Genomic DNA, 15,460 nt, shown 5'->3' on the forward strand with positions numbered 1-15,460 from the left:
CCGGCTGCGACCGGTGAGCCGATACAAAAATGCCCGGCTTGGAAAGCCGGGCATTTTTTCGTGTGCGAGCCGTGCGGACCGCGTTACGCGGGCTTGCCCCAGCTGTCGCGCAGGCCGACGATGCGGTTGAACACCGGTTGACCCGGTTTCGAGTCGTAGCGGTCGGCGACGAAGTAGCCGTGGCGCTCGAACTGGTAGTGCGCTTCCGGCTCGGCATCGCGTGCGCCGGGTTCGAGGTATGCCTGGACGATCTTCTTCGAATCGGGGTTCAGCGCTTCGAGGAAGTTGCGGCCGCCCGCATCCGGGTTCGGTTCCTTGAACAGGCGATCGTAGATCCGCACTTCGGCCGGGCACGCGTGCGGCGCGCTGACCCAGTGGATGTTGCCCTTCACCTTGTAGGTGTTCGCGCCTTCGGTGCCCGACTTGCTGTCCGGGAAGTAGTTGCAGTGGACGGCCGTGACGTTGCCGTCCGCATCCTTGTCCACGCCGGTGCATTCGACCACGTAGCCGTAGCGCAGCCGCACCTTGTTGCCGGGGAACAGGCGGAAATAGCCCTTCGGCGGCGCTTCGGTGAAATCGTCGCGCTCGATCCACAGTTCGCGCGACAGCGGGAACGTGCGCAGGCCGCGTTCCGGATGATGCGGATGCACGGGCGCCGTGCATTCTTCCGACTGGCCTTCCGGGTAGTTGTCGATGATCAGCTTGAGCGGATCGAGCACGGCGGCCGTGCGCGGCGCCTTCGCGTCGAGATCGTCGCGCAGCGCGCCTTCGAACACGCTCATGTCGATCCACGAATCGATCTTCGTGACACCGATCCGCTCGCAGAACAGGCGGATGCTTTCCGGCGTGAAGCCGCGGCGGCGCACGCCGACGATGGTCGGCATGCGCGGATCGTCCCAGCCGTCCACGTGCTGCTCGGTGACGAGCTGCAGCAGCTTGCGCTTGCTGGTGATCGCGTAGGTCAGGTTCAGACGCGAGAATTCGATCTGCTGCGGCAACGGGCGGGTGAAGATGCCGGCGTCGGCGAGCTGGTTCAGTACCCAGTCGTACAGCGGGCGGTGATCCTCGAATTCGAGCGTGCACAGCGAATGGGTGATGTTTTCCATCGCATCCGAAATGCAGTGCGTGTAGTCGTACATCGGATACACGCACCACGCATCGCCCGTCCGGTAATGATGCGCGAAGCGGATCCGGTAGATCACCGGGTCGCGCATGTTCATGTTCGGCGAACCCATGTCGATCTTCGCGCGCAGCACGTGCTCGCCTTCCTTGAACTCGCCTGCCTTCATCCGGCGGAACAGGTCGAGGTTTTCCTCCGGCGTGCGGTCGCGGAACGGCGACGGCTTGCCCGGCTCGGTGAGCGAGCCGCGGTTCGCGCGCATTTCGTCGGCGCTCTGGCTGTCGACGTAGGCGCTGCCGCGCTGGATCAGCAGCTCGGCGTACTCGTACAGCCTGTCGTAGTAGTCGCTCGCGAAGTATTGATGGTCGACCGCGTTCTTTTGCCAGTCGAAGCCGAGCCAGCGGACCGCGTCGACGATCGAGTCGACGTACTCGACGCTTTCCTTTTCCGGATTGGTGTCGTCGAAGCGCAGGTGGCAGACGCCGCCGTAGTCGCGCGCGACGCTGAAATTCAGGCAGATGCTCTTCGCATGGCCGATGTGCAGGTAGCCGTTGGGCTCCGGCGGAAAGCGCGTCTCGACGCGGCCGCCCCATTTGCCGGTGCGGTTGTCGTCGTCGATGATGTTGCGGATGAAATTGGATGCCGCGGGGGCGTCGTTGTGTTCGGTGCTCATGCGGAAAGGGAAAGTAGGGTGGTGGCGCGTGCTGCGGCGCATTAATCCGTCAATTCTACCTGACGCAAGCCGCTCCTGAGGCGCGCGATCCCTTGACGGGGCGGTGCGGACAGCTCGTCCGGGCCGGACCTGGATCCGCTGTAACCGGAGGTAAATCGTTTTGCCGGGCGCCGGCGGTTTTTTTAAGATGCGCTCACAGATCCCGTACCGTCCGCGCTGTGCCATGCGCGGCGGGCATTTCAAGGCAGTTGAATCATGACCCAGACCCCCCGCTTTCTCGTCCGTGCCGCTGTCATCGTCGTCGCGGTTTCCAGCCTCGGCGCGTGCGCGATGACGCATACCCAGCGCAATGCCGGAATCGGCGCCGCCGCCGGCGGCGCGCTCGGCTACCTCGTGACGGGCGGCCCGCTCGGCACGGTGGCCGGCGCGGCGGCGGGCGGGTTGATCGGCGCGGGTACCGCGCGCTGACGCGCGGCGGGCGAAGGAGAACCGCCAAACGGCGAGTCCCGGCGGAGCCGGGCGGCCGCGCGGACGGATGGACCGCGCGCATCGCGTGTGGCGCCTGCCGCGGCCCGGGCCGCGGCGGTTCCGGCCGCCGGGGCTTTGCCTCGCGTCAGCCGTTCGGGTAGGCGGCCGCGATCAGGTTCGCGCGCAGGGTCGCGAGCTGCGCATACATGTCGTGCACCAGATACAGGTCGCGCCGCCGCGTCCAGGCCTGGCCCGATTGCGGATCGTAGACCGACGGCAGCGCGACCTCCTGCACCGCGCGCGCATTCATGCCGCGCGCCTGCGAAGTCTGGATGCAGCGCTTCGCATGATCCCGATGACCGACGACGGCCACGTTGCCCAGCGCGGCGCCGCTGCCCTCGAGCGCGACGATCGCGGCGGCGACGCCGTCCGTGCTCAGGTAGCTGACCGAGCCGTCGCCGGCGATCACGGGTTCGATCGAGTGCAGGTTCCGCAGCCCGTATTTCGACACGAGGAAGCGGGCGATCTCCCACTGTGCGTAGACCTTGACCGGCTTCATCTGGTAGATCCGGTACACCGCGTCGGCGAGCGCTTCGTTGACCGGCCCCGGATCGGGCAGCGCGGCCTGATGCGGGCCGCCCGGATTGCTCGGCGTGTTGCCGCTCGCGGCATTCGGGCGGTTGCCGAAGCCGTACGCGACGATGCGGTCGGCCTGCGCGGCCGGCATCGTCGGCAAATCCCACGTGAAGCCGACATCGAGCAGATACGGCATGACGGTGCCCGCAACGGCCGCGTCGCCGAGTTCGGCCGTCAGCTTGCCCGTCATCTGCCGCTTCAGTTCGGCGTCGGACACGGCGGGGCCGTCGGGTGCGGCGGCATCGCTCGTGCCGCAGGCGGAAAGCGCAGCGCTCAGCAGCGGCAGCGTGGCGGCGGTGGAGGTGGAGAGCAGGAAGGTGCGGCGCGACGACATGAGGATCCTCGATGGGGAATGAGGGGCGATATGTACCGCGCGGGCATGACCTCGCGATGTCGGCGGCCGACGCGGGCCGCGCGGCCCGCGCGGCCGCGTCATGCGGCGTCCGGATCAGATCGCCTGCTTCTCGCGCAACGCGGCGATCGCGGTGTCGTCATAGCCGAGCACGTCGCGCAAGACCGCGTCGGTATGTTCGCCCAGCAGCGGCGGCGCGCTCTTCGCCTCGGGCGGCGTCCTGCTCATGCGGACCGGATTGCGCACGAGCTTCACGTTCGCGCCGCTCGGATGCGGCAGCTCGATCTCCATCCCGCGCGCGACCACCTGCTCGTTGTCGAACACTTCGTCGAGCGTGTTGATCGGCCCGCACGGCACGCCGGCCACTTCCAGCGCGTCGATCCACGCGCGCTTGCCGCGGGTCCGGGTCATCTCCGAGAGGATCGGCACCAGCGTGTCGCGATGCCGCACCCGTGCCGGATTGGTCGAGAAGCGCTCGTCGTCCGCGAGTTCGGCGCGGCCGCCCGCCTCGACGAACTTGCGGAACTGCCCGTCGTTGCCGACCGCGACGATGATCCAGCCGTCGCTCGTCTGGAAGGTCTGGTACGGCACGATGTTCGGGTGCGCGTTGCCCCAGCGCGCGGGCGGCGCGCCGCTCGCGAGGTAGTTGGTATTCATGTTCGCGAGCAGCGCGACCTGGACGTCGAGCAGCGCCATGTCGATGTACTGGCCTTCGCCCGTGCGGTCGCGGTGCGCGAGCGCGGACAGGATCGCGATCGTCGCGTAGAGCCCGGTCGTGAGATCGGCGATCGCGACGCCGGCCTTCTGCGGGCCGCCGCCCGGCTGATCGTCGCGTTCGCCGGTGATGCTCATGAAGCCGCCCAGGCCCTGCACGATGAAGTCGTAGCCGGCGCGGTGCGCGTACGGGCCGGTCTGGCCGAAGCCCGTCACCGAGCAGTACACGAGATCCGGCTTCACTTCCCGCAGCGACGCGTAGTCGAGCCCGTACTTGCTCAACTGGCCCGCCTTGTAATTCTCCAGCACGACGTCGCTTTGCGCGGCCAGCTCCCGGATGATCCGCTGGCCCTCGGGCGTCGCGATGTCGACCGTCACCGAGCGCTTGTTGCGGTTCGCCGCGAGGTAGTAGGCCGCTTCCCGGGTGTCCGTGCCGTCCGGCGCCTTCAGGTATGGAGGCCCCCAGTGGCGGGTGTCGTCGCCCGCGCCGGGCCGTTCGATCTTGATGACGTCGGCGCCGAAATCGGCGAGCGTTTGCGCGCACCACGGACCGGCGAGCACGCGGCTGAGATCCAGCACGCGGATATGACTCAAGGCACCCATCTTCGATCTGTCTCCTCGTTGGTGTTGGCCGTCGCGCGGGCGCGTCCCGGGCGACGGGGCGGGCGCTGCCGCGCGGGCAGGGATGGCTGCATCTTAAAGCGATTCCGCCGCGTCCGGCGCGGGGCGCGGGCATCTCGCGGGGCACACGCCGCAGGAGAAGGCCGCGCGCCGGCCGGGCGGCGCGCGGGGCGCCGCCCGGCCGCGACAATCCCCCGGCGTCCGGCCGCGCGGCGGGCCGGACGCGGGCGGGGATCTATCCCGTATAATCGATCGTTTCAGAACCCTGCGCCGCCGCCCGTCCGGGCCGGCGGCGCGTAAAGTCAGCCTCAGACCGTCCCCGCCCGCCATGAAAGCCGCCGAAATCCGCGAGAAATTCCTCAAGTTCTTCGAATCGAAGGGCCATTCGATCGTCCGTTCGTCGAGCCTCGTGCCCGGCAACGACCCCACGCTGCTGTTCACCAATTCGGGAATGGTGCAGTTCAAGGACGTGTTCCTCGGCACCGAGTCGCGCCCCTATACCCGCGCCACGACCTCGCAGCGCAGCGTGCGCGCGGGCGGCAAGCACAACGATCTGGAAAACGTCGGGTACACCGCGCGCCACCACACGTTCTTCGAGATGCTCGGCAACTTCTCGTTCGGCGACTACTTCAAGCGCGACGCGATCCACTACAGCTGGGAGCTGCTGACGAGCGTCTATCAGCTGCCGAAGGACAAGCTGTGGGTGACCGTCTATCACGACGACGACGAAGCCTACGACATCTGGGCGCAGGAAGTCGGCGTGCCGGCCGAGCGGATCATCCGCATCGGCGACAACAAGGGCGCGCGCTACGCGTCGGACAACTTCTGGCAGATGGGCGACACGGGGCCGTGCGGCCCGTGCTCGGAAATCTTCTACGACCACGGTCCGGACGTGTGGGGCGGCCCGCCGGGGTCTCCCGACGAAGACGGCGACCGCTACATCGAGATCTGGAATCTCGTGTTCATGCAGTTCAACCGCGACGCGCAGGGCAACATGACGCGCCTGCCGAAGCCGTCGATCGACACGGGCATGGGCCTCGAGCGGATCGCCGCGGTGCTCCAGCACGTGCACAGCAACTACGAGATCGATCTGTTCCAGACGCTCATCAAGGCGGCGGCGCGCGAAACCGGCATCGCCGATCTCGAGAACAACTCGCTGAAGGTGATCGCCGATCACATCCGCGCCTGCTCGTTCCTGATCGTCGACGGCGTGATCCCGGGCAACGAAGGCCGCGGCTACGTGCTGCGCCGGATCGTGCGCCGCGCGATCCGCCACGGCTACAAGCTGGGCCGCAAGGGCGCGTTCTTCCACAAGCTGGTCGCCGACCTGGTCTCGGAAATGGGCGCGGCCTATCCGGAGCTGAAGGAAGCGGAATCGCGCGTCACCGACGTGCTGCGCCAGGAGGAAGAGCGTTTCTTCGAGACCATCGAGCACGGCATGTCGATTCTCGAGGCGGCGCTGGCGGATCTCGACGCGAAGGGCGGCAAGGTGCTCGACGGCGAACTCGCGTTCAAGCTGCACGACACCTACGGCTTCCCGCTCGACCTGACGGCCGATGTCTGCCGCGAGCGCGGCGTGACGGTCGACGAGCCGGCGTTCGACGACGCGATGGCGCGTCAGCGGGAGCAGGCGCGCGCCGCCGGCAAGTTCAAGGCGACGCAGGGTCTCGAGTACTCGGGCGCGAAAACCACGTTCCACGGCTACGAAAAACTGGCGTTCGACGATGCGAAGGTCGTCGCGCTGTATGTCGAAGGCTCGGCCGTCGGCGAAGTGAAGGTCGGCCAGCAGGCGATCGTCGTGCTCGACCACACGCCGTTCTACGCGGAGTCGGGCGGCCAGGCGGGCGATCAGGGCACGCTCGGCAACGCGGCCGTGCGGTTCGCGGTCGGCGATACGCTGAAGGTGCAGGCCGACGTGGTCGGCCACCACGGCACGCTCGAGCAGGGCGTGCTGAAGGTCGGCGACGTCGTGAAGGCGGAGATCGATGCGGAGCGCCGCGCGCGCACGGCCCGCAATCACTCGGCCACTCATCTGATGCACAAGGCGCTGCGCGAAGTGCTCGGCTCGCACGTGCAGCAGAAGGGCTCGCTCGTCGATGCCGACAAGACCCGTTTCGACTTCGCGCACAACGCGCCGCTGACCGACGACCAGATCCGCCGGGTCGAGGCGATCGTCAATGCGGAAGTCCTGGCGAACGCGCCGGGCATCGTGCGCGTGATGCCGTACGACGAAGCGGTGAAGGGCGGCGCGATGGCGCTGTTCGGCGAGAAATACGGCGACGAAGTGCGCGTGCTCGATCTCGGCTTTTCGCGCGAACTGTGCGGCGGCACCCACGTGCATCGCACCGGCGACATCGGTTTCTTCAAGATCGTGATGGAAGGCGGCGTCGCGGCGGGCATCCGCCGGGTCGAGGCGATCACGGGCGACAACGCGGTGCGCTACGTGCAGGAGCTCGACGCGCGCATCAACGCGGCGGCCGCCGCGCTGAAGGCGCAGCCGTCGGAGTTGACGCAGCGGATCGGCCAGGTGCAGGAGCAGGTGAAGGCGCTCGAGAAGGAACTGGGCGCGCTCAAGTCGAAGCTCGCATCGAGCCAGGGCGACGAACTGGCGCAGCAGGCGGTCGAGATCGGCGGCGTGCACGTGCTGGCCGCCACGCTCGACGGCGCCGACGTGAAGACGCTGCGCGAGACGGTCGACAAGCTGAAGGACAAGCTGAAGAGCGCGGCGATCGTGCTGGCGTCGGTCGACGGCGGCAAGGTCAGCCTGATCGCGGGCGTGACGCCCGATGCGAGCAAGAAGGTCAAGGCGGGCGAACTCGTCAACTTCGTCGCGCAGCAGGTGGGCGGCAAGGGCGGCGGCCGGCCCGACATGGCGCAGGCGGGCGGCACCGAGCCGGCGAATCTTCCGGCGGCGCTGGCCGGCGTGAAGGGCTGGGTCGAAGGTTTGCTGTAACGCGTCGCGATGCGCCGCGCTTCGCGTGCGGCGTTCGCTGATAAAAAACCGCGAGCCGGAGGGTTCGCGGTTTTTTTATGGCCCGGCGAAACGACGCGCGGGGCAGTCCGGCTGCGCGAGCGTTTCCTTCCGGGTCTTGCGCGGGCTGGCGGGCGGCGCGCCGGGCGGCCCGGCCGTGGCCGCGAGCAGCGCGTCGCGCAGCACGTTCAGGGCGGCCGACGCGTGGCCCTGTCGCCAGATCAGCAGCGTGTCGATCGGCGCGAATCCGGCGAGCGGGTGGACCGACAGGTTGTCGAGATCGCGCTGCGCGTCGAGCACCGTGCGCGGCGCGACGGCGATGCCCGCACCCGCGGCGACGCAGGCGACGATCGCGTGGTACGACCCGAGTTCCAGCACGCGCGCGGGCTTCATCCCGTGCGCCGCATACCACTGTTCGACGTAGCTCCGGTACGCGCAACCGCGCTCGAAGGCAACGAGCGTCGGCAGCAGCACGTCGCGCGGAGCGCGCACGCTCGGATGCCCGCGCGGCGTCAGCACGACCAGTTCCTCCCGGAAGATCGCCGCCGTTTCGAAGCGTGCGTCGAGTACCGTGGGGTCGAGCGGCGTGGCGACCAGCGCCGCGTCGATCTCGAACTCGCGGACCTTGTCGATCAGGCAGCCGGTCGTGCCGGTGACCAGTTCGAGCGCGACGTCGGGCCAGGTCTGGTGATAGCGCGCGAGGACGGCAGGCAGGCGGCTGGCCGCGGTACTTTCCATCGTGCCGAGCCGCAGCCGGCCGCGCGGCCGGTCCTCGCGCACCGCGTGGCGCGCTTCGTCGGCGAGCGCGAGCAGGCGCTCCGCGTAGGGCAGCAAGGTTTCGCCGGCGGGCGTCAGCACCAGCCTGCGCCCGTCGCGGACGAACAGCTCCGCGCCCAGCTGCGCCTCCAGCTGCTTGATCCGGGTCGTGACGTTCGACTGCACGCGGTTGAGCTTGGCGGCGGCGCGCGTGACGCCGTTTTCCCGCACGACCGCCCGAAAGATCGCCAGCGCTGCCAAATCCATGATTCTCTCCATGGGATGGATTGAATCTGAATTATTCATTTTTTGAGATGGGTTGGTCAAGTTAGCATCGTTCGCGTCAGGGCTTTATCGCGGCGGGGTACCCGTCGGATTCGATTCTCATGAACCAGGTTTCTCCCCCCGGTGTATCCGGTGTCGCGCAGGATCCGCCGCCCTCGCGGCCACTGGTCGGCGACGAGCGGCGCGCGCGCGATGCGGCGCTCGCCTGCGCGGCCGTGATGGCCGTTGCGCTCGGCATCGGCCGGTTTGCGTTTACGCCGCTGCTGCCGTTGATGCTCGCGGGCGGCGAACTCGACATTCGCCACGGCGGCTGGCTCGCGTCAGCGAACTACGCCGGCTATTTCGTCGGCGCGATGACCTGCGCCCGGTTGGCCGCGTCGCCCGCCGGGATGGTGCGCGCCGGTCTGGCCGCGACCGTGCTGCTGACGCTCGCGATGGGCGTCGCGTGCCCATTCGGCGTATGGGCGCTGGTGCGCTTCGTGGGCGGCATCGTGAGCGCGTGGACGTTCGTGTTCGCATCGCAATGGGGATTGCGGCGCCTCGCCGAACTCGACGCGCCCGCGTGGAGCGGTGTGATCTATACCGGGCCCGGTTTCGGCATCGTCGTGACGGGCCTGATCGGCAGCGCGCTGGCGGGGCAGCGCTCGGCGCTCGGATGGATCGGTTTCGCCGCGGTGTCGGCGGTGCTGGCGGCGATCGTGTGGCGGGTGTTCGCGGAACCGTCGCCGCGCCGCGCCGCATCGGCCGCGCCGCCGCCGCCGTCCGCCGTGCCGGGCGGCGCGCGGCAGGCGCGGGCCGATGCCTGCTGGCTGGTGCTGCTTTACGGTCTGCCGGGCTTCGGCTACATCATTACCGCGACGTTCCTGCCGGTCATCGCGCGCGCCGCGCTGCCCGCGGGCTCGCCGTGGCCGGACCTGTTCTGGCCGATGTTCGGCGCCGCGCTGATCGTCGGTGCGCTGCTCGGGGCGCGGCTGCCGGTTCGCTGGGACAACCGCGCGCTGCTTGCCTGCAGCTGCGCATTGCAGGCGGCGGGCGTCGCGCTCGGCATCGTCTGGCCGACGGCGTCCGGGTTCTCGCTGGGCAGCATCCTGATCGGCCTGCCGTTCACCGCGATCACGCTGTTCGCGATGCGCGAGGCGCGCCGGCTGCACGGCGAGCGCGCGGCGGGCCTGATGGGATACGCGACCGCCTCGTACGGCATCGGCCAGATCGCGGGGCCGCTGATCGCCGCGCCGCTCGCGGCGCACAGCGGGTCGTTCGCGCCCGCGCTGTGGCTCGCGGTGGCGTCGCTCATGATCGGCACGGCAGGCTTCGCCGGGGGGGCGTGGCACGCGGCGCGACGTGCGCAACCGGACTGAAAGCCGGCGGCGCGATGCCCGATGCGCGGCGTGCAAACTCGCTAGAATGCAGTCTTTCCAGCGCCGAACGGGCGCGTGCTCCGTCGGTGCGGCGTGAGCGAACAGACGCCCGTCCTCTCCTCACGATGACGACTGCCGACTACCGTTTCTGCCCTCGCTGCGCGCGCCCTCTGACCGAGCGGGCCGATCCCGCCGAAGAAGGCGGCCGGCTGCGGCAGGCCTGCCCCGATGCCGGCTGCGGCTACGTTCACTGGAACAACCCGCTGCCGGTGGTGGCCGCGATCGTCGAATACGACGGCAAGATCCTGCTCGCCCGCAACGCGGCCTGGCCGGAAGGCGTGTTCGCGCTCATCACCGGATTCCTCGAGAACGGCGAGACGCCGGAAGCGGGCATCGCCCGCGAGGTGCGCGAGGAAACGGCGCTCGAAGCGGAGACGGTCGAGCTGGTCGGCGTCTACGAATTCATCCGGAAGAACGAACTGATCATCGCGTATCACGTGCGCGCGTACGGCGAGATCGCGCTGTCGCCGGAACTGCTCGAATACCGGCTCGTCGATCCGCCGGCACTGCGGCCGTGGCGCGCGGGGACCGGCTATGCGCTCGCCGACTGGATGCGCGCGCGCGGGCTCGACTTCGAATTCGTCGAGCGGGCGGGGCAGTAGCGGGCGCCTGGCCGGCCGGCGGCATCGCGCGGGCGGCGCTCAATCGAGCGGGCTCACGCGCACGGCGGTCCCGTAGCACAGCACTTCGGTCACGCCCGAACCGATTTCCGTTGCGTCGTAGCGCATGCCGACGATGCCGTTGCCGCCGAGTTCGGCCATCTGCGCGAGCATTCGTTCGTATGCATCCTGCCGCGCGCGCTCGCAAAGCGACGTGTAGAGCGAGATGTTGCCGCCGAACAGCGTCTGGATCGACGCGCCGAACGTGCCGACGATCGAGCGCGAGCGCACGACGATGCCGCGCGCGATGCCGAGCGAGCGTTCGATCCGGTAGCCGGGAAGGTCGAAGGTGGTGGTGATCAGGTTCCGGTCTGCCATGGTGTTCTCCGTTGGATGGGCGGGCTCGGCGTGCCGGAGGCCGCGCCGGCCTCTTGGAATTTGGCGCGATGTATGTTTTTCTGTGCGGCACGCCGGCCGGTGTCGCATGGTCGCCCGGGCGGCGGCGGTTTGTCCAGCGCGCCGCCGTCCGGCGAACGCCAACCTGCAGGACCGAAGAGGATTGCCCGTGGCCCACCCCCTCCGTCATCCGATGCCTTTCCGCCGCGGCGCCGCCGCACTCGCGATGCGCCCGTCCGGGTGGTCGGGCGGCGGTCGTGGATGCGCCGCGTTCGCGCGGCGCGAGGGGGCCGCGTGCCGCACCGCGCGAACGCCTCGCGCGTCGGCGGCCCGTGACGGCGCCGGCCCGCGCCGCGCGATCGCCGGCGCCGCCGTGCGCCTGTCCAACGCTTCTCTCTGACTCTTCCGATCATGTCCACCGTCAAACCTGTCGCGCTGCCGCGCAGCGCCTATCGTCATTTCCTGCCGATCACGACCCGCTGGATGGACAACGACGTCTACGGCCACGTGAACAACGTCGTCTACTACAGCTACTTCGATACGGTGGTGAACGAGTTCCTGATCCGCGCGGGCGTGCTCGACGTGGAGCGCGGGTCGACCATCGGTCTGGTGGTCGAGACGCAGTGCAACTACTTCGCGCCGCTGGTCTTTCCGCAACGTGTCGACGCGGGCCTGCGGGTCGCGAAACTCGGTTCGTCGAGCGTGCGCTACGAAATCGGGCTGTTCGCCGAAGGCGACCCGACGGCGGCCGCGCAGGGGCATTTCGTCCACGTGTACGTCGGCCGCGACAGCCGGCGGCCGGTGGCGCTGCCCGATGCATTGCGCGCCGCGCTCGCGCCGCTCGGGCAATAGGGCGCGCGCATGATGCAGTCGATGGTCGTCAACGCGCTGAACGGCTTGAGCTACGGCCTGCTGCTGTTCATGCTCTCGGCCGGGCTGACGCTGATCTTCAGCATGCTCGGCGTGCTGAACTTCGCGCATGCGAGCTGCTACATGCTCGGCGCGTATGTCGGCTACGCGATCGCCGCGTGCTCGAATTTCTGGGCGGCGCTGGTCGTCGCGCCGCTCTTCGTCGGTCTGCTCGGCGCGCTCGGCGAGCGCACGCTGCTGCGTCGCGTGAAGGCGCGCGGACATCTGGGCGAACTGCTGCTGACCTTCGGGCTCGCGTATCTGATCGCCGAAGGCGTGAAGCTGGCGTGGGGCCTCGCGCCGCTCGCCGCGCCGGTGCCCGCCGTGCTCGACGGGCCGCTGTTCACGGTCTACGGCGCGCCGTTTCCGCGTTATCGCGCGTTCATGATGGCGGTGTCGATCGCGATGCTGGGCGTGCTGTGGGCCGTGTTGCGCGTGTCGCGGACGGGGCTCGTCGTGCGCGCGGCGCTCACGCACCGCGCGGCCGTCGAAGCGCTCGGCCACGACGTGCCGCGCGTGATGACGCTGGTGTTCGCGGCCGGCACCGCGTTGGCCGCACTGGCCGGCGTGATCGGTGCGCCGCTCGCGGTGCTCGAACCCGCGATGGCGGAAACGCTCGGCTCGATCGTGTTCGCGGTCGTCGTGATCGGCGGGCTCGGTTCGCTGGGCGGGGCCCTCGCGGCTTCGCTGATGGTCGGTTGTCTGCAGACCTTCGCCACCGCCAGCAGCCTCTCGCTGGGCGACGTTGCGAACCGGGCCGGAGGTGCGCTGCCGGCTGCCTGGGGCGGGCTCACGCTCGCGCAACTCGCGCCGCTCGTGCCGTATCTGCTGCTCGTCGCGGTATTGGCGTGCCGTGCCCGCGGGCTGTTCGGCGAGCGCGCCGATGCGTAGGCCGATCCGCGGCGGGTTGCCCTGGCTGGCGTTCGCTGCGTATCTCGCGGTGCCCGCCTGGGCGTGGCCGCAGGATTGGATGCTCGGCTATCTGGCGCAGACCGCCGCGCTGATCGTGCTCGCGCTGTCGTACAACCTGCTGCTCGGCGGCACCGGCCTGCTGTCGTTCGGACACGCGGCGCTGGCCGGCCTGGGCGCGTTCGCCGCCGCGCACGGATTCATCCGTTTCGGACTGCCGTTGCCGCTGCTGCCGCTGGCGGGCGGCGTGGCGGGGGCGGGGTTCGGCGTGCTGTTCGGGTGGATCGCCACGCGGCGCGCGGGCACCGCGTTCGCGATGATCACGCTCGGGCTGGGCGAGCTGGTCGCGGCGGCGGCGTGGAGCGTGCCCGACTGGTTCGGCGGCCCGGGCGGCGTATCGATCGACCGCACGGCCGGCGCATGGCTGGGATGGAATTTCGCGCCGGCCGCGCAGGCCTACGCGCTGATTGCCGGCTGGTGCGTGCTGGCCGCGCTCGCGATGTACGGGATCACGCGCACGCCGTTCGCGCGGCTCGCCCGCGCGGTGCGCGACAATCCGGCGCGGGTGGCGGCGCTCGGTACCGACCCGCGCCGCGTGCGGTTCGCGATGACGGTCGCGGCCGCGTTTTTCGCGGGCATCGCGGGCGCGCTGTCGCTGATCAACGTCGAAGTCGCGACGACGGAGAGCGTCGGCATGGCGCGTTCGGGCGCGGTGCTGTTCGCGGTGGTGATCGGCGGCACGTCGACGTTTTTCGGGCCGGTCGTGGGTGCCGTGCTGCTGACGTTTTTCAGTGTATTCGTGGCGAACGTGTCGCGGGCCTGGCCGCTGTATCTCGGACTCGTGTTCGTGGTCGTGGTGATGGCCGCGCCCGACGGCGTGAGCGGATGGAGTCGCGCCCGGCTGGCTGCGTGGCGGCGGCGCGGCGCGCGCGGCGCGGGATGGCGCGCGGGGTGCGGGGCGGTCGCGGCGGCGGCCTGGTGCATCGCGATCGTCGTCGCGGCGGAAATGGGCTATGCGTGGCAGTTCGGGCGCGATGACGGGCAGATCGCCGTGCTCGGACCGTGGCGGCTCGCGGCCGCCGCACCGTTCGGATGGGGCGTCGCGGCTGCCGCGGCGGTCGTCGCGCTGGCGCTGGGCGCCGTCGCGCGGCGCGGCGGCGGCCCGGGAGCGCCGCGATGAGCGCGAACGTGCCGGCGCTGTGCCTGTCGGGCGTCGACAAGCGCTTCGGCGCGACCTCGATCCTGCGCGGTATCGATCTGTCGATCGCGCCCGGCGAACGGCATGCGCTGATCGGGCCGAACGGCGCGGGCAAGTCGACCCTCTTCAACCTGATCGCGGGCGCGATGCCGCCGACGCGCGGCCGGATCCGGCTGCACGGCATCGATATCGGCCGGCGCGGCCCGCATGCGGTCGCCCGTCTCGGCGTCGCGCGCAGCTTCCAGCAGACCTCGGTGTTCGAGCGCCTGTCGGTGTTCGACAACCTGCGCTGCGCGGCGCTGCACGCCCCCGCGCAGCGCCGCCGCTGGTGGCGCCGGCTGCGCGAATCGGCCGCGATCGACCGCGCCGCGCACGACGTGATGGACGCGATCGGCCTCGCGGCGCGCCGGGATGTGCTCGCGGGTGCGCTCAGCTATGCGGAGCAGCGCGCGCTGGACGTCGGGCTCGCGCTGGCGAGCGGCGCATCGCTGTTCCTGTTCGACGAACCGACCGCCGGGATGAGCCGCGAGCACGCGCAGCGGACGATCGAACTGATCCGCGCGACGACGGCGGGCCGCACGCTGCTGATGATCGAGCACGACATGGACGCGGTGTTCGGACTGGCCGACCGCATCTCGGTGCTGGTGCGCGGCGAACGGATCGCGACCGGTACGCCCGCCGAGATCCGGGCGGACCCGGCGGTGCGCGCGGCCTATCTGGGGGAGGGCTTCGGGACATGAGCGGGTGGTTCGAACTGCGCGGCTTGCGTGCCGGATACGGATCGCGGCAAGTGCTGGACGGCGTCGACCTGACGATCGCGCGCGGCGAAGCGCTGGCGCTGCTTGGCCGCAACGGCTCGGGCCGTTCGACGCTGGCGAAGGCGATCATGGGGATGGTGCGCGCGACGGGCTCCGTGCGCTTCGACGGCGAGGAGCTGACCGGCGCGCCGACCTTCGCGATCGCTCGACGCGGAATCGGCTACGTGGCGGAGAGTCGCGACGTGTTCCCGTTGCTGAGCGTGAAGGACAACTTGCGGCTGGGGCTGCGCGGCGCGCCGTCGCCGGCCGCGTTCGACGCGGTGATCGCGTCCTTTCCGATGCTCGCCGAGCGCTGGCGCGCGAAGGCCGGCGTGCTGTCGGGCGGCGAGCAGCAGATGCTCGCACTGGCGCGGGCGCTGGTTGCCGCGCCGCGTCTGCTGATCGTCGACGAGCCGGCGGAAGGGCTCGCGCCGCAAGCCGTCGGCCAGGTCGGCGATGCGCTCGCGAGGCTGCGCGCCGGCGGGGTCGCGATCCTGCTCATCGAACAGCGGATGCAGCTGGCACCGGCGATCGCGTCGCGCGTCGCCGTGATGGGGCGCGGCGAGATCGTCTACGACGGGACGCGCGACGGGATCGACGAAGCGACCGCGCAGCGGTGGCTGAGCGTGGGGTGAGCG

Annotated in this window: 12 protein-coding genes and 1 pseudogene; 8 read left to right on the forward strand and 5 right to left on the reverse strand. The window is 70.0% G+C overall.

Annotated elements, in window-relative coordinates:
* Positions 1-83: 83 nt before the first annotated feature.
* On the reverse strand, positions 84-1,793 hold the full coding sequence (locus tag RZR99_RS16560) for a glutamine--tRNA ligase/YqeY domain fusion protein (RefSeq protein WP_323120853.1): 1,710 nt from the start codon (positions 1,791-1,793) through the stop codon (positions 84-86).
* Positions 1,794-2,048: 255 nt separating this feature from the next.
* On the opposite strand from RZR99_RS16560, the gene RZR99_RS16565 reads away from it, so the two are divergent.
* Entirely contained in the window at positions 2,049-2,261 is a 213-nt protein-coding gene (locus RZR99_RS16565) for an ornithine acetyltransferase (protein ID WP_323120854.1), read from the forward strand.
* 145 nt (positions 2,262-2,406) lie between these two features.
* Here the strand turns inward: RZR99_RS16565 and RZR99_RS16570 are convergent, their stop codons facing one another.
* Positions 2,407-3,231 (reverse strand): hypothetical protein, encoded by an 825-nt coding sequence (locus RZR99_RS16570; protein WP_323120855.1) that lies wholly within the window; start codon positions 3,229-3,231, stop codon positions 2,407-2,409.
* A 114-nt stretch (positions 3,232-3,345) separates the two neighbouring features.
* The gene (locus tag RZR99_RS16575; protein WP_323120856.1) at positions 3,346-4,566 is read right to left on the reverse strand and encodes a CaiB/BaiF CoA transferase family protein; all 1,221 of its coding nucleotides are present in this window, start codon (positions 4,564-4,566) and stop codon (positions 3,346-3,348) included.
* 346 nt (positions 4,567-4,912) lie between these two features.
* Between RZR99_RS16575 and alaS the strand changes: the two genes are divergently transcribed.
* Positions 4,913-7,537 carry an alanine--tRNA ligase gene (gene alaS / locus RZR99_RS16580; protein WP_323120857.1) on the forward strand — a complete coding sequence of 875 codons (2,625 nt, stop codon included), beginning with the start codon at positions 4,913-4,915 and terminating at the stop codon, positions 7,535-7,537.
* A 75-nt stretch (positions 7,538-7,612) separates the two neighbouring features.
* On the opposite strand, the gene RZR99_RS16585 is transcribed toward alaS, so the two are convergent.
* Positions 7,613-8,578, reverse strand: coding sequence for a LysR family transcriptional regulator (locus RZR99_RS16585; RefSeq protein ID WP_323120858.1), 966 nt, complete (start codon positions 8,576-8,578; stop codon positions 7,613-7,615).
* Positions 8,579-8,697: 119 nt separating this feature from the next.
* Here RZR99_RS16585 and RZR99_RS16590 point away from each other — a divergent pair, with 119 nt between their 5' ends.
* Together RZR99_RS16590 and RZR99_RS16595 are read left to right on the forward strand one after the other, a co-directional pair.
* On the forward strand, positions 8,698-9,954 hold the full coding sequence (locus tag RZR99_RS16590; RefSeq protein WP_407655459.1) for a YbfB/YjiJ family MFS transporter: 1,257 nt from the start codon (positions 8,698-8,700) through the stop codon (positions 9,952-9,954).
* A gap of 125 nt (positions 9,955-10,079) precedes the next feature.
* Entirely contained in the window at positions 10,080-10,616 is a 537-nt protein-coding gene (locus RZR99_RS16595) for an NUDIX domain-containing protein (RefSeq protein WP_323120859.1), read from the forward strand.
* A gap of 39 nt (positions 10,617-10,655) precedes the next feature.
* Here RZR99_RS16595 and RZR99_RS16600 read toward each other — a convergent pair whose 3' ends face one another.
* The gene (locus RZR99_RS16600; RefSeq protein WP_323120860.1) at positions 10,656-10,991 is read right to left on the reverse strand and encodes a YbjQ family protein; all 336 of its coding nucleotides are present in this window, start codon (positions 10,989-10,991) and stop codon (positions 10,656-10,658) included.
* A 429-nt stretch (positions 10,992-11,420) separates the two neighbouring features.
* Here RZR99_RS16600 and RZR99_RS16605 point away from each other — a divergent pair, with 429 nt between their 5' ends.
* The 4 genes and pseudogenes from RZR99_RS16605 to RZR99_RS16620 all read left to right on the forward strand — a co-directional run bounded on the left by RZR99_RS16605 (position 11,421) and on the right by RZR99_RS16620 (position 15,457).
* Positions 11,421-11,861, forward strand: a complete 441-nt coding sequence (locus RZR99_RS16605; protein WP_323120861.1) for an acyl-CoA thioesterase — start codon at positions 11,421-11,423, stop codon at positions 11,859-11,861.
* A gap of 12 nt (positions 11,862-11,873) precedes the next feature.
* The gene (locus tag RZR99_RS16610; protein ID WP_323120943.1) at positions 11,874-12,809 is read left to right on the forward strand and encodes a branched-chain amino acid ABC transporter permease; all 936 of its coding nucleotides are present in this window, start codon (positions 11,874-11,876) and stop codon (positions 12,807-12,809) included.
* A pseudogene (locus RZR99_RS16615) lies at positions 12,802-14,765 on the forward strand (branched-chain amino acid ABC transporter ATP-binding protein/permease). The gene RZR99_RS16610 and the pseudogene RZR99_RS16615 overlap by 8 nt, the downstream one beginning before the upstream one ends.
* Positions 14,762-15,457: an ABC transporter ATP-binding protein gene (locus RZR99_RS16620; protein WP_323120862.1), complete on the forward strand. Its 696-nt coding sequence runs from the start codon at positions 14,762-14,764 to the stop codon at positions 15,455-15,457. Before RZR99_RS16615 ends, RZR99_RS16620 begins: the two are co-directional and overlap by 4 nt.
* Positions 15,458-15,460 lie beyond the last annotated feature (3 nt).

Source organism: Burkholderia alba, from assembly GCF_034721475.1.
GTDB classification, from domain to species: Bacteria; Pseudomonadota; Gammaproteobacteria; order Burkholderiales; family Burkholderiaceae; genus Burkholderia; species Burkholderia alba.

Excerpts from the sequence above, each read along its gene's own strand:
- RZR99_RS16560 (WP_323120853.1), bottom strand. The coding sequence starts at position 1,793 with ATGAGCACCGAACACAACGACGCCCCCGCGGCATCCAATTTCATCCGC.
- RZR99_RS16565 (WP_323120854.1), top strand. The coding sequence starts at position 2,049 with ATGACCCAGACCCCCCGCTTTCTCGTCCGTGCCGCTGTCATCGTCGTC.
- RZR99_RS16570 (WP_323120855.1), bottom strand. The coding sequence starts at position 3,231 with ATGTCGTCGCGCCGCACCTTCCTGCTCTCCACCTCCACCGCCGCCACG.
- RZR99_RS16575 (WP_323120856.1), bottom strand. The coding sequence starts at position 4,566 with ATGGGTGCCTTGAGTCATATCCGCGTGCTGGATCTCAGCCGCGTGCTC.
- alaS (WP_323120857.1), top strand. The coding sequence starts at position 4,913 with ATGAAAGCCGCCGAAATCCGCGAGAAATTCCTCAAGTTCTTCGAATCG.
- RZR99_RS16585 (WP_323120858.1), bottom strand. The coding sequence starts at position 8,578 with ATGGATTTGGCAGCGCTGGCGATCTTTCGGGCGGTCGTGCGGGAAAAC.
- RZR99_RS16590 (WP_407655459.1), top strand. The coding sequence starts at position 8,698 with ATGAACCAGGTTTCTCCCCCCGGTGTATCCGGTGTCGCGCAGGATCCG.
- RZR99_RS16595 (WP_323120859.1), top strand. The coding sequence starts at position 10,080 with ATGACGACTGCCGACTACCGTTTCTGCCCTCGCTGCGCGCGCCCTCTG.
- RZR99_RS16600 (WP_323120860.1), bottom strand. The coding sequence starts at position 10,991 with ATGGCAGACCGGAACCTGATCACCACCACCTTCGACCTTCCCGGCTAC.
- RZR99_RS16605 (WP_323120861.1), top strand. The coding sequence starts at position 11,421 with ATGTCCACCGTCAAACCTGTCGCGCTGCCGCGCAGCGCCTATCGTCAT.
- RZR99_RS16610 (WP_323120943.1), top strand. The coding sequence starts at position 11,874 with ATGCAGTCGATGGTCGTCAACGCGCTGAACGGCTTGAGCTACGGCCTG.
- RZR99_RS16620 (WP_323120862.1), top strand. The coding sequence starts at position 14,762 with ATGAGCGGGTGGTTCGAACTGCGCGGCTTGCGTGCCGGATACGGATCG.